The sequence below is a fragment of the Allorhodopirellula solitaria genome (assembly GCF_007859855.1).
Lineage (GTDB): Bacteria > Planctomycetota > Planctomycetia > Pirellulales > Pirellulaceae > Rhodopirellula > Rhodopirellula solitaria.
The window spans coordinates 1-19879 of sequence record NZ_SJPK01000022.1 but is presented as its reverse complement, the minus strand read 5'-3'; the positions used below and the strand labels follow the sequence as shown (position 1 = coordinate 19879).

Below are 19879 nucleotides of genomic sequence, written 5' to 3'. Positions count from 1 at the left end.
TTGGGTGTAACCTGCACAAGCGTTAAAACCTAACCCTGACGCCAAACGCCGCGAGCGTTTCTCTCCGTCCCGTTGGATCACCGCCATCCGTGTTCATTGAAGTCTCCGATCCCTCCGACCCGCGTCTGGACGCCTATCGCAACGTTCGAACCCGCGATCCGAGTGACGGATTCGTCGCCGAGGGTTCGCTGGTGGTGCGGAGGCTTCTGCAGAGCGAAATTCCTTTGCGATCGTTACTGCTTCACAAGGGCCAGGAACACAAGTACGTCGATCGGATCGACAGTTCCACGCCCGTCTTCGTCGTCGATCCGCATATCGGTGAGCAGATCGCTGGCTACGATTTCCATCGCGGTGTGCTGGCCCATGGCGAGTGCCCCGCCCTGCTGGCGAGCGAGGAGTTGAACCAGCGACGCCCCCGCCTCTCGCTGGCATTGATCGCTATTAGCGACCCCGAGAACGTCGGCAGTCTACTGCGTTCCGCTGCGGCCCTCGGCGTTCACGACATTCTCATCGGACCGCGGACAATCACCCCCTACGCCCGCCGCGTGATCCGCGTCAGCATGGCGTCTGTATTTCATCATCGCTTCTACCGTTTGGATCACCCCCTCGATCAGATCGCCGAGTTGCAGGCGACCGGAATCCAGTTCGCAGCCACAACTCTCGACAAGGACGCCATCGAGATTGAGCAACTGCGCACGCTTTCGACAGGCGGCGGAACCGTATTGGTCGTCGGAAACGAAGCCCAAGGTCTCGATCAATCGGTTCAGGATCTCTGCACCTTTCGGACGACGCTCCCGATGGATGCCACCACCGACAGTCTCAATGTGGGTGTGGCTGGCGCGATCTTTCTGTACGAGCTGACCAAACCCATCCGATGAGCCGACATTTACTCGACGCATTCCTCAACCAGGTCCGCGACCAGCCCGATGCTGAGGCACTGCACTGCCCCGGCAAGCAACCGCGTACCTGGGCGCAGCTCGCGGTCGACGTCAATCGGACACGGGGCGAGCTGGAAAGACTCGCGAGCGACACTTCGCGGCCTGCCCAGGACGATCGCAGCAGCCTCGGTCTGCGGATCGTTCACGAAAGCCGCAATTCCATCTCAGACGTATCCATCGCGTTGGCATGTATCGCAGCCGGTGCAATTGAAATCCCAATCGATTCACGTTTGCCCGCGGCCATGCGCGATCAAATTGCAAAGCGTTGCAGCGGTGTACGCTTTCAAAGAGATGCCGAGCCGGTACCCAGCCGCAGCACTGACCTTCCTGACGCACTCAGCCAGCTCGAACGTTGCTCGGACAAGGTCGATGTTCACCAGCCCAGCCTCGTGCTGTGGACCAGCGGCACGACGGACGAACCTCGAGGTGTGGTTCTGTCACAGCAGAATTTGACCGGCAATGCACTGGCGAAACTCGCGGCGGTTCCGCAGGGCCGTGATGACATTCGGTTGACTCTGTTGTCGCTTGCCCACGCCTACGCTCGCACCTGCGACATGGGCACGTGGCTGCTCTCGGGATGTTCGTGGATTTTAGATTACGGCAGAAGCGGGCTCGATCGACTCAGCGACGCCAATCGGCCAACGATGATCAACTGCGTCCCCGTTCTCGCCCGCGAGATCGCCAAGCGTCTCGAAGCCGGCGACCGGACACTCGATCAGCTCGCGGTGCTCGGCTGCGGTGGCGCCGCGCTGGACCGCGAACTATTCACCAGGCTGCGCCAATGCGGTGTCGAGGTCATCCAAGGATATGGATGCACCGAAACCTCTCCAGTCATCTGCAGCGCCTCTCCGGGGATGAGCGAACTAGGGTTAGTCGGCCCGCCTATCAATGGTTGTGAAGTCCGCATCGTCGATCGCCGCCTGTTCGTCCGCGGTCCTCTCGTGATGCTTGGATACCTCGATGATGCCGAGGCGACGGCGACGAAAATCGATACCCAAGGATGGCTCGACACAGGCGACCTGGTCGAGCGCCAGGACGACGGTCAAATGCGAATTCTCGGTCGGGCCGACGACGTGATCGTGTTGGAGAACGCATTCAAACTGCATCCACTTGCGGTCGAGCAAGCCATCCTGCGACATCATGCGTGCGAACATGCCGTTGTCTTCGGCTGGAACGGGCGAGTCCTGATTGCTGTGCAGAGCGAAACATTCGACGGCCCTGCAATCGCGACCACGCTGAAGACTCTGTTGCCGCCGAATACGCAGGTCCGAATCGAGCGTCTCTCCCCGCCGCTCTCAATCGATCGAGGTGAACTGACTGCGAAAAAAACTCCCCGCCGACACATCGTCCAAAAACGATTTACTAGCTGCCAATGAACTGGCTGGCACGACCGATTCCACGGGGCGTCCATCACAGCGATGCGTGGTCAGTCTCGAGGGTTCGACGCCGTCAAGGACCAAGCGATCGCGTTGGCGAGCAACTGAGGTAGCAGTGAACCGTCGAAATCATCGCGGTGGCCCAGCGACGTGTAGAACGACGCACCGCCATCAGCCCGTTGGAAAGTCCACGCCACCGGCTCGCTCGGCTGGCCTGGGACGCTGCCTCGTAGCAGCACGGTGGCCCCCGTCGCCAACGGCGAGACTTTGTAGAGCGACCCTTGCGTCGTCCAGGTTTGATCGTCGGGAATCCCCGCTAGCAGTCCAGCTGGCGTTGACCCGGAATGGTACCGGCGGATGGTTGTCGTAAGCTCCCTGCCATGGTGATTCGTGTAGTTGCCACCGAACACCTCTTGATCCCATTTCGGCCACACAGCGCGGTCCTCGGGGACAGATTGATTGCGAACCGAGAACGCATGGTTGGCGGTGCGAATGCCGATCACCGGCTTTCCGCTGGCCACGTACTGCCGAAGAATCGCCAGCTGCTCTGCCGGGAGAGTCCGACGCCGCACGCTCACTAGCAATACATCCGCTTGCTGAACCTTTTCAATTCCGTCGAAAGCATTTCGGTCGTCCTCGGCGGGCCCAACGATGGAAACCGCGTACTGATCTGAAAGTGTGTCTTCAGCGAAACGCGGCAGCGTCACCTCTGTGTCGTACTCCCGCTCGGCAATCAACATCACGAGACGAGGCTTGGTCTCATCAGCCCGTCCGGTGGCGGCAGGCGAGATCGAAATCAGAGCCAGGAAAACGAAAAGTGATCTTAACATCGGTACTCAGTCTCACGGGTGATTTACGTTACACTCTCGATCCGTCGCGATCGCCTATCCCTCGAAACGCCCTTGCTCACCATGCCATTGATTAAAACTGTCCGCGGTTTCACGCCGCGCTTTGGCAATAACTGCTACTTTGCCGACAACGCGGTGGTGATCGGTGATGTAGTGATGGGCGATGACTGCTCAGCCTGGTTCAGCACTGTCATTCGAGGGGACGTGAATTCCATTCGAATTGGCAACCGAGTCAATATTCAGGACGGATCCGTACTGCACACACTGTATCAGAAATCGGTAATCGAGATCGCCGACAATGTTTCGATCGGCCACAACGTCTGTGTCCACGGTGCTCGCATCGACGGAAACTGCTTGATTGGCATCAACTCGGTGATTCTCGATCATGTGCACATTGGCGAAGGCTCGATCGTTGGCGCGGGGTCAGTCGTTCTCGCTGGTACGAAGATCGAACCGGGCAGCCTCTATGCGGGGACGCCGGCGCGGCGAATTAAGGACGTCGATCCAGAACAATCCCGCGAGATGATTGAAAAGATCGCCAACAATTATTTGATGTACGCGAGCTGGTACCAGGGCGAAGGTTCGTAGGAGCCACTCGTATCATCATGTTGCAATCCATCTCACTGCCGCGTCATCTCGATACCCGCCCGATCCCTGCCAGTGTGCATGCGATGGTACACGATCTGCGATGTCGCATCGAAGCGTTCCAGGACCGCTGGGACATTCCCCAAATCGAACAGTTCGTCGCTGCCGACTATCAATTGGTGTACCAAACACTCGATTGGCTACGCGAGTCTCAACTGATGATCGGAAACCGCTTCGTCGAATGGGGATGTGGTTTTGCCGCGGTGACGCTGATGGCCGATGCACTCGGCTGGGAGGCACTCGGCATCGAATCCGAGTCGGTCCTGATCGAACATGGCCGCCGCACAGTCGCCGATTGGTGTGATGCCTTGCGAGAGGATTCCGCGATCGCACCACTCCGGCCGCCCGAGTTATGGCAGGGCAACTTCCTGCCGGCCGGCGCCGAAGATCTCGCTGACGACCCGACGCTGCCGAGTCTTGGTCACGGTAGCGAGCCGGTCTACCATCGTCTCGGTCTGGAACTCGATGATTTTGCCGTGGTCTACAGCTATCCGTGGCCCGGCGAGGACGAATTTCACGAACAGATCTTCGACCAATACGCTGCCCGTGGAGCCGTTCTCGTCCAGTTCTGCGGTCCGAACGAAATGCGGGCCTGGCGCGCAGTCTCACGCGCCTGAACTGCTCCAGCCTGACAACAGCGGGCGAAAAAAGGTCCCGAATTGACCCCCGGTCGCGGGCACCGTAAAATTTCCCGCTTTTCTTGCGGGCGAGCATCTAATGAACCAAGCGATTGCGAAAGCGGACACCCTGATCGAAGCGATGGGGTGGATTCGTCGTTTTCGTGGCAAAACGACCGTCATCAAACTCGGCGGCAGCCTGCTCGAGGATCGGGTGGCGCTGCACCATTTGCTGCTCGACGTGGTCTTCATGGAAACCGTCGGCCTCCGCCCGATCGTGGTCCACGGTGGTGGCAAAGCAATCACGCAGGCAATGGCCGATGCCGGTATCGAGGCCGAGTTCATCCGTGGCCGGCGGGTCACCGACGCGAAATCGCTCGAGGTTGTTGAGCAAGTGCTCGCCGGTGAACTCAATGTCGAGATCACCCAGATGATGGAAAAACTCGGTGGGCGGGCAATGAACTTGTCCCCACGCACCACCTGTGTCTTGCACGGTGAACCACTGCTCGATCCAGATGGCGCCGATCTCGGGTTTGTCGGAAACGTCACCAGTGTCGACCGAGATGTGATCGAAGGACTCGCCTACACCGATCAAGTCCCGGTGATTCCATCGCTGTGCTACGACGACAACAACCAACTCTACAACGTCAATGCTGACACCGCCGCCATGGCGGTCGCCCAGTCGCTCGGGGCCGACAAGCTCGTCTTCCTCTCGGATGTCAATGGCGTTCGGAGGGATGAGCAAGACCCACAGTCCATCATCCCCGCGATGTCCGCTGATACCGCCCGCCAACTGATCGCTGACGGCGTGATTCGAGGCGGCATGATCCCCAAAGTCGAAGCCTGCCTCGACACGCTTAACCGTGGCGTGCAAAAGGTCCACATTATCGACGGGCGACTGCGCCACTCGCTGCTGCTGGAAATTTTCACCACCGATGGCGTGGGAACTGAGATTCACGCATGAGCGAAATTCAGGATTCGCTGCCGTGGATCGATGCACTCGCCGGGACGATTTCGGCGACCGGAGCCGATTGCCCCTACCTGGCCACCGCGAGTTCACAGTGGACTCAGCGGCAATGGCAGGCCGCTGAAGGAGACGCGACCGATGCGACCGCAGCCAACATTGCCGAGCATCTGCGCGCGTTAACCGAACTCGACGAAGACAGCATCGCGTCCTGCTTGGTCTCCGCCTCGCAGGAGGAACTTCTGCAGTGGGCCTTGGTGCTCTGCCGACTGCAACATCAGGCAGTACACGGATCATCCTCAGCGACAGATGCATCGACGGCTTTCAGCTCGCGCTGTCTGGCTGCAGTCGGCAGCGACCATGGCGATGGAATCCTGGGGCAGATGGCGAGCGGCCGCGCCGATGGCCGATCAGCCCAATGGCCTCTGGTTCCTGGATTCACCCACGCAGCCCTCGAATCCTTGGCCGAACGCATCGATGATTCGATCGCGATGGTGCTTGTATCGCCGATCGACGTTCACGACATGATGAAACCGGTCACCCAGGATCAGCTGCTCGGCATCGCTGCCGCCTGCCAGCGTGCTGGGGCCTGCCTCGTCATTGACCACCGTCACATTCCTCCGCAAGGTGGCGGTGGCTTCTGGCTGCATGACGCGATTGCCTCGATCACGGCGGACGCAGTAATCATGTCAGCCGGATTGATGGGTGGCACGCCCGGCGGTTTACTCACGCTGAACGCTTCTCTGGCGAAGCATGTTCCCTCTCTGCTGCCGAGTGATTCTGAGCTGCCCCGTCACACTTGGGCAGCCGCACTCGTCAGCGAGACTCTCCAGCAATGGATCGACCAATCCTGGCGCGAGGTGCAGACCGATGAACTGGCGACGGAGCTGGCCGGACGATTGGCAAACCATCAATGTGTCCGCGACCTCCACCTGACCGGCCGCACCATCGGGATAGAACTCGATATCCCCGCAGCCCAGTGGGTGAATTCCGCTGCCGACCATCAACTCGGTGTTGCGACAGCGGGCGAGTTCGCCGTCGCGATGCAGCCTCCCCTGGTCATCAGCTCTGCCGAGATCGCGACATTGTGCGATCGCGTGGACGACGTATTCGAGTCGATAGCACGCGAGGAATCGGACTCCGAAGGCCCTGCCACCGCCCCTGACGAACCAGCCGCCGCGTCAGACGTTTCTGCGACCGAGCCCAACGATCGCGGGCTCGAGGATGCCTCAGCGGAACCCCTGCTCGCGATAGCGGAGGAAGACTCCAGCGAAGAAGGCGAGACGGACACTCTGATCGACGAGCAACCTGCTGATCAACTCGACGAAAGCTCAACCCCATCCAACCACCGTGACACCCCGGCCACGCCTACCGACCCGGAGAACCAACCATGAGACACCTACTGACCCTGTTCGACCTCGAGCAAAGTGAACTCAAATCCATTCTCGCCACTGCGCAGCATCTCAAGAGCGAACTTCGCAGCGGTAACCGCCCGCCAATCTTGGCGCGTCACACCCTGGCACTGCTCTTTGAAAAACCCAGCCTGCGGACCCGGGTGAGCTTTGAAACCGGCATGACCCAACTCGGTGGCGGCAGTCTCTTTCTCGGTGATGATGTGGGCTGGGGTAAACGCGAAGCCCCCTCCGATTTCACGAACGTGCTCGGCCAGTTCGTCGATGCGGTTGCCTGCCGCTCAAAGAAACACGAACGGGTCGAGGAACTCGCTCGATTCAACGCGATGCCGGTGATCAACAGCCTGACGGATTTGTCGCATCCCTGCCAAGCGATCGCCGATGCGTTGACGATCCAAGAAGCCTTCGGCTGCGTCGCGGGCAAGCACGTGGTTTTTGTCGGTGACGGCAATAACGTTTCTCGCTCACTCGCCCTGGCCTGCGCCATGCTCCGAATGCGTTTCACGCTGGCCCGGCCCGATGGTTACGAACTCGACGAGTCCTGGCTGGCTCGCATCGCGAAACAGTATCCCGATGCACAGATCCATCAAGTCAGTGACCCGATTGCAGCAATCAAGGATGCCGATGCGATCTACACCGATGTGTGGACGAGCATGGGACAGGAAGCCGAATCAAAAATCCGCCGACAAGCCTTCGCTGACTATCAACTCAACAGCAAATTGATGTCAGCGGCTCCGTCGACCGCCCGCGTCCTGCACTGCCTCCCCGCCGTCCGCGGTGAGGAGATCACCGATGAAGTGATCGATGGCTCACAAAGCGATGTAATCAACCAAGCCGGCAATCGCATGCACGCGCAGAAAGCTTTGCTCGTATTCCTCCTGCGTCCCCAATGGATCGCCGAGAACGTGCCCCAATCGGATTCCTGAAAACCGGATCCCTGGCGCCCCAATACTAGCCGATGCCCGGAAAAGCGGCGCCGCCGTTGGCAACGCAGCAACTACATCGACAAATCCACTGGATCGCGTTCGAAAAATCATCAGTAGAGCCACCAGGTTCCGGGCCCCGACCCAAGCGACTCAGGCCGTTTTTAAGTTGCTGCGCAGAAACGATTTCCTTCACCCACCCGGCGGAACTGGGAGGGTCGGAAGACGAGCCGTTCGCGAGTCTTCCGGGGAGGGTGAAGCCGTTGCAACCCCTTCCAATGGAACCACTGAAAAACGGCACAACCGCTACGCACGTCGGAAGCAATCCTCCCGCATAGCTCTTTCGAGCCGGCCCCGGTAACGGAGCGTCCCACGGCGATCGCCGAATGACACTTCCTTTTGTTTGCGAAGCAGTCTTGGTTACCCGACGCGTGAGCGAGGATTATCGACTGACCACGCACAGACGCATTTTGAATATCGCCGGTGATCTGAGCGTAGCGATCACCACCGGAAACGTCATTCCTGCTCAAGTCGTCATGACGATCGGGTCCGCGGGCGGTCGCAGCATGAACGAGAGGCCGATGGCGAGCAAGCCAAAGCAGACCGCCACGACTCCGACGAGCCAGTACTGGGTAAGCGGTCCGCCCGGGTAGACTTCACCGATTATCGAACCTGAAATCAGCGGTCCAACCCCGGTTGCGAAATGCGACATCGCCGTATTGAGACTCGTGAAAGCGCCTCGTGACTTCGGGTCGGCCGACCGCAGCATCATGGCTTGGGCGGGCACCATCCGGCTTGACGCCACGCACATGAAGAGCGTCGTGACGAGCACGGCCACGATCAGACTGACCGGCGGCAGATTCGTGATCACCAACGTCATCACCACCGCCGCGCCAGCCGCTCCGGCAAACACGCGTCGCGGCCCGAAGTGATCCGTCAACCAACCGCTGAAGTTCATTACAAACAGCGAGAACGCACCCGCCACGGCATAAACAAGCGGCAAGTTGTCACGCGACAGCCCACAATTGGCTTGCAAATAGGGAGCGATATACGGAACGATCATGAACGTCCCAAAGATCATCGCGATCATGAACGCAAACGACCACAAATGATTCGCTTGACTGGCGACATCCCGGAGTGTCTTCAGCGGATGCACGTGCAGATCGCGGTGCGTCCCCGGCAGCGAAGGCAAGAGCTTCGCTGTCGCGGCGAGAACCAGCGTACCGAAGACTGCAATGGCCAGAAACGGAGTCCCGAAATGCTCTGTCGCGCTGGCGAGCGCCAAGCCGATCGGGAGGCCAATCGTCGATGCAAAGGCGAACGAGGACGTCACCGCGCCAATCGCGCGGCCACGCCGTTGCTCGGGAATCAACTCGACAATGAACGCCATCACCGTCGAAGCCACCACACCCCCGCACAGCCCCGATAACCCCCGTGCGACGAGCAAGTGCGTGAAGCTCGGCGCGAGACCACAGTACCAAGTCGCAGCCAAGAAACCGATGAAGGACCACAGCATGGTCCGGCGACGATCGAATCGGTCGATAACCGTCGACGCGATGATGCCAGTCACAGTCGCACAGATCCCGTACGCCGAAACGATGAATCCGAATTGTCGGGGCGTGATCGAGAGTTCGTGGCGCAGCTGATCCCCCAGCGGCATGACGATCACGAAATCCAAGATGTGGGTAAAGTTAATCGCCGCCAGCAGCAGGACGAGCTTCCACTCGGCAGCGGTCAACGGACTCGACTTCGACTTCGGCATCACAGCGGATTCCCTCACGCGACGACTAAAATAAACGCAACCGACCCTCAACCCCAATCGATCCATCTCAACGGGCCAATCAAGGTAAAGCATCACGTCCCCGTCCAGGAGGCTACAGAATCAGCAAAGGTTCATTGCGGAGCCATCCCGCCAACCAAACCCCATCCTCCGGCCCAGATCCCGCCCTCTCCGCCCCCACCCGCCGTAGTGGACGAGGCGACGAGCAGCCAGTTACCCACAAGTATCCCGTTAGGGATGATAGAGAATTACCGTAGGCCAGCGCAGCGCCACCTACGGTGATTCATTGGTCACCGAACGTCGACCCCGAAGTGGGTCCCAGACCTCGTCATGAATGATCTTCCACCCCATTCGGGGTTGGCTCTCGCGTTTCGCGTCGTATCCGGTGGTGTTCGCTTGCGTTCAAACCACCGGCTATTTCCTAAAACGCCTTCGGCGTGGGCAAACTTGTGGGTAACTGACAGGAGGCCACGAGTCCCTCCCAACCCCTCACACCGCCAAACCAACGAGCCCCTCCCTAACCAAGACGCCAACCACCCACCCGCCTGCTCCCCCGTGTGCTCGTCACACGGGAAGCGACGTTTTGAAATTAGAAAACGCCCCCGCTAATTTCCCCCCCGTCTTCACGCCGAAGGCGTACAAGACAAAAGCCGGCGGCCGAGCGCAGCGCCCACCGCCGGAACCAAAAATCAAACCCTCCCAACCGACCCCGCTCGGGGTCGCAGACCACCCTCGCACCCATAACCCCAGCTAATCTACTCACCATTTCCACATAAGTCCTCCTAATACACCACGCTCACTACAATCCCCCCCTCCGCGACCCCGAAAAAACTCCCGCCCCCCCACCCACAAACCCTGCCCCCCCGAAAATCTCCACAAAAAACTTGCCACCCCCTCTTTCGAAGTATACGCTAGGCATCCGGTGAGGAACCAACCTGGCATACAGATTCAGACGAGCAAGATTTCCGCTACGAGAAGGGTGAGACGATGCAGGCCGCAGTCGCTGAGAATTCCCACGAGATCGCCGCCCTCGACGATTGCCGCAGGGCGATCGCCGAGGCAGAGAACCTCGACGAACTTTCGGACCTTCGCAGTCGAGCCGAAGCGATTCGAGTTTGGGCCAAGAGCGCCCAAGAGAGCCTCGACGTGCAAAACCGGGCCGCCGAGCTACGACTGCTCGCCGAACGCAAAGCGGGCAAGATGCTCGCTCAGATGCAGCTCAAAGGCGGTGACCGCAAATCAAACGGTCACGATGACCGTTTGAAACTGAGCGACTTGGGAATCACCCAAAACCAATCCAAACGCTGGCAGCGCTCCGCCACGATCACCGACCAACAATTCGCCGACTACGTCAAGCGATCCTGCCAGCTCGGTGAAGAAATCACCGCCGCCGGCCTCCTCCGCCTCGCCCCACCCCGCCCCAGCAAACAGCCCCCCACCACAACCAATACCACCACAACCACCACCAGCCGCCCCCTCAAATACGCCGATCCCGACATCGTCGCCCCCCGCCACTTCGACATCCCCCAAACCAAGAGCGAGGCAGCCAATAACGGTTCCCCACCAACAGAACACCTTCAAGAAGTAAGCAACCACATCAACCTCCTGCAACAAGTCCTCACCCCCTACGCAAATGGCGAGTCCAGCGGCTTGTCAAAAGGTGAGAAGCGAGCAGTACTCTACCTCCTCTCCGAAGTGCAAATGTTGCTTCAAACCGACACGAATACACCAGGTCATTCCTAGGCCATAAGGGGTCTCTAAGATCGTCACTCGCGCGACGGTATCGAATAGAAGGCACTCTATTTTTCGGTTCTACGGGGAATTTAGTGGCTAGGAATGAATGGATTGAGTTCGAGCTTGCCGCAATAGAAGAGGATTCTCAAGCAGTAGTTCTTGAACAAACGAAACCCCCGGGCGGCGGATTTGATCGACTGAATCTTGCTGTTGAATCCTTCTGAAAGAGCATTTGTGACTCCGTGATTGAAGCAGCTCATCAGGCCCGGAAGATGCCCCTTGAGTATCCTCGCGACCTTCTTGATCGGTTCCAAGCGACTGCGAACTGCCCAACCGTACCAGCCATCAAAGAAACGCTGCCCAGCAGCCGCGTTGCCACAGTCCCAGAAGTGTCGAAAGTTCTCCTTCAGAGCCCAGGCTCGTCCCGTGCGCAGGTCCCTCTTCTGCAAAATATGAAGTTCGACCTGCTGGTCCTCACTCAGGTTCTCTTCATTGTAAAGAAGCATTTGGCGAAGCCCTGTTAGGCGCTCGTCGCCCTCGGCTTTGAGTTCTCGCTGCTCTCGACGACGCACCTTGTCGACCGCTTCGCCGAGATACTTGCTGACGTGAAATTCGTCATGAACGCCGTCCACATGTCCATCGAGACGGATTCGACGTCATTTCGCTGGTTTTCGTTGAGTGTTTGCCAAAGGTCGTCCGCCGCGGCGATGGTACGGTCTTTCGAAACATCCAGAACACGGCGATGATCAATGTCCGTCATCACGGAGACGTAATCGTGCCCTTTCCCCAGACTCTTTTCGTCCATGCCGACATGGTGGACCGAGTCCAGCGAACGACGGTCCAGCTCTCGTTGCACCGCACGTTCGATCAGGCAATGAACGCTATCCCAACTCAATCTGAGAAGCTCAGCGGCGCGGGAGACATTGGCCGCCGCCTGCAAAACACGGATGGCGAAGGATTCAAACATCAGTGTGAACCGAGGATGCTTGCCGGCCCAAGGAACCGAGATGGTTTTGACTCCGCATGTAAGGCACCTGCTTCGCGGAACCGCTGCTCGAATCTCGGTCGCAAATTGCATCGCATCGAGATGGCGCCAGGTTCGTTTCGCAGCAGTATCGCTTCGTGAACAAGATCCCAAACACTCAGGACAGCAGAGCTTGCCACCGGAATGTTCCAGGTCGATGATGACTCGGTTGGCGTTTAGATCGAGGTCAACGTCGACGACTTTCCATTCGTCGCTGAGCCCAAGAAGTAGTCGGTAGTGTTGGTTGAGATCTTTCATCCCAACGAAATACAGAATCAACGCGTTTCAAGCGATCAGCCACTAAATTCCCCGAAGAACCAAGAAAAGCCTACGGTTTTAAATCCTACAAGGCGTACGAAATCGCCCTGTATCACCAGCTCGGAAAGCTCGCTGAGCCAAATCAAACCCACCGATTCTGCTAACGAGGCATCACTAAAAGCCTCCAATACGCGCTCTCAAGTTGGTGAGATTGCTGACGCGATCGCTCGCTAAAAAATAACTTTTCAGCGAATTCCTCACCCCCTCCTCTTGACTGATTTAACCCAACGCGAAAGGATGGCCAATGTCGCTCGGGGTAACTGCAGCTACCTCACGTGGACTACTTGCGTTGGTCGTTTAACTTCGTCATAGGGAGAAGAGTGCGGTGGATAATCAAACTTCAGAGAGAATTGTGCTTCGGCGCAGAGCGGCGGTGACCCGCTCGATGAATTACGGTCCTTTAGAAGAGGGGACACTCACAAATCTCGCCGAACCGACGCTGGAACATCACGAGATGACATCAGCGGATGTGGCGGACCTCAGCCGCGATCCGAATGTTCTGGCGATTGCCGATCCCATCCCACTGAAGCTGATTGAACCGTTCAAGAGTACCGAGCCGGCCCCAGTGACGGGGAGTACCTGGGGGATTGAAGCGGTGGGGGCGGACACAAGCCCCTATGACGGATCGGGCGTCGTCGTGGCAGTCCTCGATACGGGAATCGACCCCAATCACGATGCGTTCAACGGTGTTCAGCTGGAACGCCGTAATTTTACTCAGGGTGGCGATGACGATGAAAATGGCCACGGGACTCACTGTGCCGGGACAATTTTGGGTCGAGACGTTGATGGCCTGCGGATTGGAGTTGCCCCAGGTGTCCAGAAGGCAGTCATTGGTAAAGTGTTGGGCCCAGGCGGTGGGTCGTCCGCGACCCTGGCCAACGCTATTCACTGGGCCTACGAGCAAGGAGCAAATGTCATCTCGATGTCACTGGGAATTGATTTCCCTGGCTACGTTGCCTGGTTGATCGAACAGCGTGGGTTCGAAGCGGAGCCTGCCACCTCGATCGCGTTAGAGCAGTACCGCGCCAATGTGAACCTATTCAGTAGACTGACCTCGATGCTGGCAAGTTCCGATGCATTCGCGCAGGCGGCTGTCATTGTTGCGGCGTCAGGAAATGAGAGCCAGCGACCGCGATACCAAATCGCGGTGGCCCCGCCCGCTGCAGGCGATGGCATGATCTCCGTCGGCGCACTGCAACGCTCTCCGAGCGACCAGTTCAGCATCGCGTCGTTCTCCAATACTAACTGCAATCTGAGCGGGCCAGGTGTGGCTGTGACCTCCTCATGGATCGGTGATGATCGAGCGCTGAATACAATCAGCGGAACGAGCATGGCGACACCGCACGTGGCTGGTTGTGCGGCCCTTTGGGCCCAGCAGCAAAAGGAACTCACCGGAATGCTGACCAACACGAATCTAGCCGTCAAAACACTGGCGTCGGCAAGATTCATCTCGGACGCAGTGTTCAGCGATGTCGGAAACGGAATGGTCCGAGCTCCGCAAGTATAGATGCACGCGTCCTGTCGCTATCAAACCGTCCCCCTCCTAATCGATCTCCACTTTTGAGGTGCAAGCCGATCCGATGAACAGCTTTCCAAAACTCTACGCAGATATACCTACCATTGGCGAGTTATCTGCGGAGGACGCAGCATGTGTCGTGCGCGAGCTTGACCTTGCCTCGGCTGGAGAGACGCGAACTGGGCAACCCAAGATTGGTGCAGGTGCAACCCGATCTTGGTTCGGGACACGCCCGTACGAATACTCGAATCAGACCATCGGCTTTCTCGAATTTGTCAACGCGACTACTGAGAACCATGTGTCCATTCAATCGCTTGGAAACGTCAGCCCGGACAGTTCACTGAAGGGTGCGGCCATTGACATTCGTCTTGATCGGCTACGGATCTACGATTACCCAGGTCGTGGAAAACATCAGATTGTAGTTCAATTCAAGGCGAACCATGAATTGTCTGGGACAGATTCACCTGAGCCTGTCGTATTCAATCAAGCGTTCGACGTCAACGAAGATGATGCCGCAGGTGTCATTGGATACCCCATTTTTAACGGATTGGTGGTGGGGAAGCGCGGAGTGTCATTTCAGCTTTGCACCGTCAATGCGAGAAATGAAACTGACGAGCAGCTTCTCAACGCTCTCAAGAGCGAATCGGTAAAGGCTGGACTGAACTTGCTCGCCACCTCTCAACCGGTTCTAAAGCCGTTCGTCGACGTGGGGCGTGGCCTTGTCGAATCGCTTTTGAAACGGAATCGCAATGTAAAGGTTCAAGAACTATTTCTCGGACTCGATTTCGATGACGCTCCGCTCGCTGCACCGATGAGGTGCGGTAACTACATTGTCGTTCAAGTGAAAGAGTCACAGAATTTTGACTGGAACGGATGGGTGTTCGACAAGCATCGATGGGCGTTCGTCGCAAAGGACAATCCTACGGAAATTCTTCCCTACAACTATTTCGTGTTCCGCGTCGCCCTGTCTCCTGGATCGTAAGAGCAGTGAGAAGCGTTACCCTGAGCAAAAGTTGAAAGCTCTCGTTTCACTCGGGCTCAGGACCTGTTCGGAAACAACTTCGGGAAACGTGTAAACTGGTTTCGTCACTTTCCACGGAGGCCAGCGATGTAGAATGTTTACCGAGGCGATGTTGAAACGCAGATGCGGAATTTGTACGAATCGCTCAGCGAGAAGGACCGACGACGGTATGCGGCCATTGAAGCGAGCAAGTTGGGCCATGGCGGGATCGGTTACGTTGCTGAGTTGTTCGGCTGTCACCCCGATACGATCACGCGAGGCAAGCGTGACCTGCAAAACCTGCCCCATGATGAGGCCCAAGGACGAGTTCGAAAAAAAGGGGAGGCCGCCGATTTGCTAGCAAAGCCCAGCCGGGGGTCGTCGATGCGATTGAAACTGAAGTCACGACGCAAACAGCTGGATCGCCGGTCCACGATGGTCAAATCTGGACCAGCATCGGGCTGCGAGTGATTGCCTCGGCCATCGATCGGCTTGGCTTTTCACTCTCACCGGGCGTGATCGCTGAGATCCTTCGTAGAAACCTAAAACTGGGGCGTCGCAAGATCTCCAAAGACATTCCTCTGGGGGCTAGCGAGTTTCGCCAGCCACAGTTCGACCGGTTGCAGCAGCTTCGCCAGCAGTACGAACGACTCGGATGGCCGATCTTGAGCGTGGACACGAAGAAGAAGGAGTTGATCGGTCAGTTTTCCCGCAGCGGACGCTCTTGGACTGATGGCTCGCTACATGCTTTTGACCATGACTTCGGGTCCTACAGCAGTGATTCAAAAGCAATTCCCTACGGCGTCTACGATACAGTTGCCAACGAAGCGTTTGTGTATTTGGCGACGGGCGCTGACACCGGTGAGTTAGCTGCCGATGCGGTTCGTCGTTGGTGGTATCGAATGGGACGAACCCGTTACGCCGATGCCGGGGGAATGTTGCTCCTGGCTGACTGCGGTGGCAGCAACGGTTACCGCGTCCCGCTCTATCGGGAACGCCTGCACCGCGTGGCGGTCACCCTTGGAATCCCAATTCGCGTCGCTCATCTGCCTCCGTATTGCAGCAAGTACAACCCGATCGATCATCGCCTGTTCTGTCACCTAACACGAGCGATCAGCGGACGGCTCGTCGAATCACTCTCATGGATGCAGACGCTGATTTCGAAAGTCAATACGCGAACTGGTCTGAAGGTTGTCTGCGAGTTGGCTCGCAAAGTCTACCACTCTGGAATCAAGGTAGAGCAAGCATTCAAAGACAACGAACCGACTCAGCGGGACTCAAGCCTCAGTAAATTCAATTATGTCATCCCATGCTGAAATCCCGAAATTGTTTCCGAACAGGTCCTAACTCAGACAAATCGATTGAAATCATGCTGAAACCCAAGGGTAACACGTGCTACCTGCCCGACTGCACCCTGAGCGATGATGGAGGTGTACCGGTCTACTTCCAAGCCGCCAGTGGCACCGATCCACCAGCTTGACATGCAGGTCGACGAATAGACGTTCAACGCATTGGCATCTGGGCAAACTCAATCGGCAAGGTGAGCCATCGGAGCTTATGCCATGAAGCCTCGTTCATTGCTTTCGTAGTGATGTCGTACGAAGTCGGCGATAGGGCCTTCGATCGTGAGGCCTCGATTGGGTAAGAGGTCGCTGGCGGCGTTAGTGTGGACTCCCACCGCGACCGTGTCGGTGCGACCATTCTCCAATTGCAACTGGGCGAGGATAGGACTACCGCTTTGCCCAATTGTCGTGTCGACCGCGTAGAACAATTCGCCCGACGCGATGTCGGTCACGCGTTCAACGTGCCAGAACTGGACCGCATTGGCAGGTTCGGTTGGCGGCGGAGTGCGCGGGCGATCGACGGGATAGCCGCTGATAAATGCTTGCTCATGAAGCAATTGCGACGCGGTGATCTCTGTCCATGACTGAGATCCCATATTGGTGATCTGGTCTGCGGGGTAGGGCGCGCGAAGTCCGACCACGGCAATGTCGTGCGAGGAAACGATCTCCGCTGGGTTGTAAGCATTGGGAGTTTCAACATTGGTCACAGCATAAGCGCCCAGCATTGGGCGAGACCGGTCACCATCGGTGCCAAATGTGATGCGAACGTCGCGGTTGGCGACCTTTTGACCGCCGACAAAGAAGTTGTGCGCGGCAGTTAAGATTGTTTGGCGTCCGATGAGACAACCGGTTCCGTACGCGGTGCCTGTCGCTCCGCTGCGAGTTCGTCCAGTGGATTCGATCTGACAGATCCACCGGAATGGATTGAGGGTTACGTCAGGGCATGCCTGTCGATCATCGGTTCCAATGATGCTCCTTGGCAGCAGCGGTAGCGGATTCCCGATCGGATGCAGAAGATCGTTCTGAAGCAGCCAGTTGTTGTTTGCGTTTTGATTTTTCATTCTGCCATTCTATGGTAAAATGATTCTTTGTGGGGCGACCTCGCTGCGGACCGTTGGCCGATCTGCCGGTGCGCAGTGGAACAGCTCGCGGAGGCTTAACCGCGGTCGCGGATTGACGTTTTCGGTCTCGGCTTCGTGGACGTTCATCTGCACCACCGTTGGAGAGACAGGATTGCCGGAGGCATCGGTAGTGACAATGGGATAGGGTTTACCGGCCTGCGATGGCACCTGAAAACCGTCTGCTCGATTCAACATTCCCATGGCGAAATTTTGGCCGTTCTCACGTATACGCACCTCCGCTTCACGCTCCCCAAGGGTCACTTGCTGCTGACGGATCGCCGATTCCTGAACCTGTAGCTCAGCGGCGTGTTGACGGACGGCGGACTCCTGCTGACTAACAATCGCCAGCTGTTGATTCCACTTGGTCTGAATTCGTAGGGCAGACTCTGTTGCCGGATCGTCATTCGCGTCGGTTGGCTCGTCCTGGTCCTCTAAGTCCGACCCGTTATCAAAGGGCGAAAACTGATTGGAGGGCGGGTCGATCCGATTGATAATTGGCGGAGGAAGGACACTTGATTCCGTCGGAGGCTGAGCGAATGTCGGTGGCTGGGCTGGCTTACCGACACCCATGGCCTGACGAAATAGACCTTGCATCACCTGTTCACGCTGGTTCGCCATGCCTGGCGTTTCAGCCGTGTCGAAATAGTGACGATCAAAGTGGTGTTCGGCAACCTGTCGCCACTCGGTTGTTTGGCCGTCGGGCAGAAGCACAGGCTCGTAAATGTAAACTTCAGCGTAGTTCAAAATGTCACGATGGACTTTCGGAGCCATTTCTTGAGCAAGCTCGAGTGCACGGACCGCACTGCTGAATTCATCCGCTTGCAAGCCGTCGGTGCGAATGCCGCTTTCCTGTCCAGGAAGATTTCCGATCGCAGTGGTTAGACCGCCGACGCTGTCAACAACATCCGAAACGCCCCGCCCGGCATACATCGCTGCAACACCGGTCGCCATTGCATTCTGGGCAGATGAACTGTCTTTCATATAGAACGGTCCCATCCCGGTGTACATCCAGCCGTTGACCATGTTCATTGCGGCTCGGAACTCACCGGCACCGCCGCTAATCTGCAGGCCGTACTTCTGAGTCAGGTCGGGGACGAAGATAACCTGGTAGGTAAAGAAACTGTCGGGAGAAACGCCATCCTTGTAACTCTGGTCCGGTGTCATCTTTTCGGGAACTGTCGATTGGTTTCCACCGGTACCGACTACCGCCCCGGACAATGCTGCCGGCGTTAAAGTCGCCGCGGCCAAGCCGCCCCCTGATTCGCCGCCGGTGTTAGGCACGGTCACATTAGCCTTAATGTCTGCGTAGGCTGCTTGATTATCGAAGCCACCCGGGATAGGTGCAGGTCCGGTCAAACCAACTTTACTTTCGTCGATGTGTCGTACATTCTTAGCAACCACCAATAGTGGCTTGGGGAGGTAGTAGGGAATTCCCGGTGGGTCACATTGATTGGCGGGCGATAGTCCTACCGCAGTGATCATCGGCCGTTGCTGACAGCGGGCGCATCCCGACAGAAGAGACGCGATTCCAAGCACGACAAAAAGCCAACTATGCAAAATGATTCTCATTGAACACCTCTCAAGAGATACCAGTCAAACGCACCATCGATTGGCAAACGGACTGGATTTGACGCGACAATCGAGTCGCCGTTGAACGGCGCCCCACCGAACGAGGTATCGACCCCTAGGATCGGCTCTGGTGACAAAATGCGAATTGCCCGCACAGATTAACATCAGCCCTTCTGCCTTGGTGTCCGCGAGTCTACTCGTCGTCAAATACTTGCATCGCCTCGCCGCGTTCCACGGAGTCAACTTTGGACAGGGACAAGATCGTCGAATAAACCTCCATTCGTGATGTGATCCCCACGATTTGTTCCGTAGGCCGGAGGATGTCCAGAGCCTTTTGTTGCGAAGATGCCACCTTGTCAATCGTTTCCAAGTGCTCCGCCCGGAGCGTAACGATCAATTCATGTCTGTTCATATTTAGACATCAAGGCGATTGGATGAGCCCGAAACCGATATCGGGTGAGGCAAGCGGCGACACTGACTAGCATTCTATCGCAGCTCCATTTTCGGGTAGAGGCGTTTTAGCTTGACCCTTGCATCGTCGGTTGAGAATTGCCAATTGATCCCAACTTGGCGTTCGTTGCGATCCTGCTGCCAAGCCGTTATTCGGTCAGCGACTTCTTGCTCGCTGCCAACTCGACCGGCGAAACACTGACGGGTCATCACGCTTAATTCCGGTTCGGCCATGTTGAGCCAGCTTCCATGTTTGGGTGTGAACACCAGCTCGATTCGGTTCAGGATGCGAAACGCTTCG

At 57.5% G+C, this 19879-nt stretch carries 17 protein-coding genes and 2 pseudogenes; 12 read left to right on the top strand and 7 right to left on the bottom strand.

All coding sequences use genetic code 11. The features are described from left to right. Positions 1–89 precede the first annotated feature (89 nt). Complete coding sequence (locus CA85_RS22500; protein ID WP_146393612.1) at positions 90–878, top strand: TrmH family RNA methyltransferase; 789 nt, start codon at positions 90–92, stop codon at positions 876–878. Further along, entirely contained in the window at positions 875–2314 is a 1440-nt protein-coding gene (locus tag CA85_RS22495; RefSeq protein ID WP_146393611.1) for a class I adenylate-forming enzyme family protein, read from the top strand. Before CA85_RS22500 ends, CA85_RS22495 begins: the two co-directional genes overlap by 4 nt. Positions 2315–2364: 50 nt before the next feature. Here CA85_RS22495 and CA85_RS22490 read toward each other — a convergent pair whose 3' ends face one another. Further along, entirely contained in the window at positions 2365–3144 is a 780-nt protein-coding gene (locus tag CA85_RS22490) for a ThuA domain-containing protein (RefSeq protein ID WP_146393610.1), read from the bottom strand. A gap of 81 nt (positions 3145–3225) precedes the next feature. Between CA85_RS22490 and CA85_RS22485 the strand changes: the two genes are divergently transcribed. The 5 genes from CA85_RS22485 (at position 3226) to argF (ending at position 7726) form a co-directional block, all read left to right on the top strand. Then, complete coding sequence (locus CA85_RS22485; RefSeq protein ID WP_146393609.1) at positions 3226–3750, top strand: gamma carbonic anhydrase family protein; 525 nt, start codon at positions 3226–3228, stop codon at positions 3748–3750. A gap of 17 nt (positions 3751–3767) precedes the next feature. Then, on the top strand, positions 3768–4424 hold the full coding sequence (locus tag CA85_RS22480; RefSeq protein WP_146393608.1) for a class I SAM-dependent methyltransferase: 657 nt from the start codon (positions 3768–3770) through the stop codon (positions 4422–4424). Positions 4425–4524: 100 nt separating this feature from the next. After that, the gene (argB, locus tag CA85_RS22475; RefSeq protein WP_146393607.1) at positions 4525–5388 is read left to right on the top strand and encodes an acetylglutamate kinase; all 864 of its coding nucleotides are present in this window, start codon (positions 4525–4527) and stop codon (positions 5386–5388) included. After that, on the top strand, positions 5385–6782 hold the full coding sequence (locus CA85_RS22470; protein ID WP_146393606.1) for an aminotransferase class III-fold pyridoxal phosphate-dependent enzyme: 1398 nt from the start codon (positions 5385–5387) through the stop codon (positions 6780–6782). Before argB ends, CA85_RS22470 begins: the two co-directional genes overlap by 4 nt. Continuing rightward, the gene (gene argF, locus CA85_RS22465) at positions 6779–7726 is read left to right on the top strand and encodes an ornithine carbamoyltransferase (RefSeq protein WP_146393605.1); all 948 of its coding nucleotides are present in this window, start codon (positions 6779–6781) and stop codon (positions 7724–7726) included. The genes CA85_RS22470 and argF overlap by 4 nt, the downstream gene beginning before the upstream one ends. A 523-nt stretch (positions 7727–8249) precedes the next feature. Here the strand turns inward: argF and CA85_RS22460 are convergent. Beyond that, complete coding sequence (locus tag CA85_RS22460; protein ID WP_186775143.1) at positions 8250–9485, bottom strand: MFS transporter; 1236 nt, start codon at positions 9483–9485, stop codon at positions 8250–8252. 1005 nt (positions 9486–10490) lie between these two features. Here CA85_RS22460 and CA85_RS22455 point away from each other — a divergent pair. Continuing rightward, the gene (locus tag CA85_RS22455; protein WP_146393603.1) at positions 10491–11246 is read left to right on the top strand and encodes a hypothetical protein; all 756 of its coding nucleotides are present in this window, start codon (positions 10491–10493) and stop codon (positions 11244–11246) included. Between the two features lie 80 nt (positions 11247–11326). Here CA85_RS22455 and CA85_RS25895 read toward each other — a convergent pair. Next, positions 11327–12519 (bottom strand): annotated as a pseudogene (locus tag CA85_RS25895) (ISL3 family transposase). A gap of 445 nt (positions 12520–12964) precedes the next feature. On the opposite strand from CA85_RS25895, the gene CA85_RS22445 reads away from it, so the two are divergent. The 4 genes from CA85_RS22445 to CA85_RS22430 all read left to right on the top strand — a co-directional run bounded on the left by CA85_RS22445 (position 12965) and on the right by CA85_RS22430 (position 16411). Beyond that, a complete protein-coding gene (locus CA85_RS22445) occupies positions 12965–14086 on the top strand; it encodes a S8 family peptidase (RefSeq protein WP_246113076.1) in 1122 nt (373 codons plus the stop codon). 73 nt (positions 14087–14159) lie between these two features. Next, positions 14160–15077 (top strand): hypothetical protein, encoded by a 918-nt coding sequence (locus CA85_RS22440; RefSeq protein ID WP_146393601.1) that lies wholly within the window; start codon positions 14160–14162, stop codon positions 15075–15077. 162 nt (positions 15078–15239) lie between these two features. Next, positions 15240–15566 (top strand): hypothetical protein, encoded by a 327-nt coding sequence (locus tag CA85_RS25890; protein WP_246113075.1) that lies wholly within the window; start codon positions 15240–15242, stop codon positions 15564–15566. Beyond that, the gene (locus tag CA85_RS22430; RefSeq protein ID WP_246113080.1) at positions 15485–16411 is read left to right on the top strand and encodes an ISAzo13 family transposase; all 927 of its coding nucleotides are present in this window, start codon (positions 15485–15487) and stop codon (positions 16409–16411) included. The genes CA85_RS25890 and CA85_RS22430 overlap by 82 nt, the downstream gene beginning before the upstream one ends. A gap of 239 nt (positions 16412–16650) precedes the next feature. Here CA85_RS22430 and CA85_RS22425 read toward each other — a convergent pair whose 3' ends face one another. From CA85_RS22425 to CA85_RS22410, 4 genes and pseudogenes are all read right to left on the bottom strand, one after another. Beyond that, the gene (locus CA85_RS22425) at positions 16651–17499 is read right to left on the bottom strand and encodes a trypsin-like serine peptidase (protein ID WP_146393599.1); all 849 of its coding nucleotides are present in this window, start codon (positions 17497–17499) and stop codon (positions 16651–16653) included. A 9-nt stretch (positions 17500–17508) separates the two neighbouring features. Next, a complete protein-coding gene (locus CA85_RS22420) occupies positions 17509–19041 on the bottom strand; it encodes a hypothetical protein (protein ID WP_186775142.1) in 1533 nt (510 codons plus the stop codon). Between the two features lie 280 nt (positions 19042–19321). Next, positions 19322–19540 (bottom strand): hypothetical protein, encoded by a 219-nt coding sequence (locus CA85_RS22415; RefSeq protein WP_146393597.1) that lies wholly within the window; start codon positions 19538–19540, stop codon positions 19322–19324. Positions 19541–19614: 74 nt separating this feature from the next. Continuing rightward, positions 19615–19879 (bottom strand): annotated as a pseudogene (locus CA85_RS22410) (hypothetical protein); the annotation flags it as partial.

What these genes read in the sequence shown, in the direction of transcription:
- CA85_RS22495 (WP_146393611.1), top strand. Translation starts at nt 875, where the DNA reads ATGAGCCGACATTTACTCGACGCATTCCTCAACCAGGTCCGCGACCAG.
- CA85_RS22490 (WP_146393610.1), bottom strand. Translation starts at nt 3,144, where the DNA reads ATGTTAAGATCACTTTTCGTTTTCCTGGCTCTGATTTCGATCTCGCCT.
- CA85_RS22485 (WP_146393609.1), top strand. Translation starts at nt 3,226, where the DNA reads ATGCCATTGATTAAAACTGTCCGCGGTTTCACGCCGCGCTTTGGCAAT.
- CA85_RS22480 (WP_146393608.1), top strand. Translation starts at nt 3,768, where the DNA reads ATGTTGCAATCCATCTCACTGCCGCGTCATCTCGATACCCGCCCGATC.
- argB (WP_146393607.1), top strand. Translation starts at nt 4,525, where the DNA reads ATGAACCAAGCGATTGCGAAAGCGGACACCCTGATCGAAGCGATGGGG.
- CA85_RS22470 (WP_146393606.1), top strand. Translation starts at nt 5,385, where the DNA reads ATGAGCGAAATTCAGGATTCGCTGCCGTGGATCGATGCACTCGCCGGG.
- argF (WP_146393605.1), top strand. Translation starts at nt 6,779, where the DNA reads ATGAGACACCTACTGACCCTGTTCGACCTCGAGCAAAGTGAACTCAAA.
- CA85_RS22460 (WP_186775143.1), bottom strand. Translation starts at nt 9,485, where the DNA reads ATGCCGAAGTCGAAGTCGAGTCCGTTGACCGCTGCCGAGTGGAAGCTC.
- CA85_RS22455 (WP_146393603.1), top strand. Translation starts at nt 10,491, where the DNA reads ATGCAGGCCGCAGTCGCTGAGAATTCCCACGAGATCGCCGCCCTCGAC.
- CA85_RS22445 (WP_246113076.1), top strand. Translation starts at nt 12,965, where the DNA reads ATGAATTACGGTCCTTTAGAAGAGGGGACACTCACAAATCTCGCCGAA.
- CA85_RS22440 (WP_146393601.1), top strand. Translation starts at nt 14,160, where the DNA reads ATGAACAGCTTTCCAAAACTCTACGCAGATATACCTACCATTGGCGAG.
- CA85_RS25890 (WP_246113075.1), top strand. Translation starts at nt 15,240, where the DNA reads ATGCGGAATTTGTACGAATCGCTCAGCGAGAAGGACCGACGACGGTAT.
- CA85_RS22425 (WP_146393599.1), bottom strand. Translation starts at nt 17,499, where the DNA reads ATGAAAAATCAAAACGCAAACAACAACTGGCTGCTTCAGAACGATCTT.
- CA85_RS22420 (WP_186775142.1), bottom strand. Translation starts at nt 19,041, where the DNA reads ATGATCACTGCGGTAGGACTATCGCCCGCCAATCAATGTGACCCACCG.
- CA85_RS22415 (WP_146393597.1), bottom strand. Translation starts at nt 19,540, where the DNA reads ATGAACAGACATGAATTGATCGTTACGCTCCGGGCGGAGCACTTGGAA.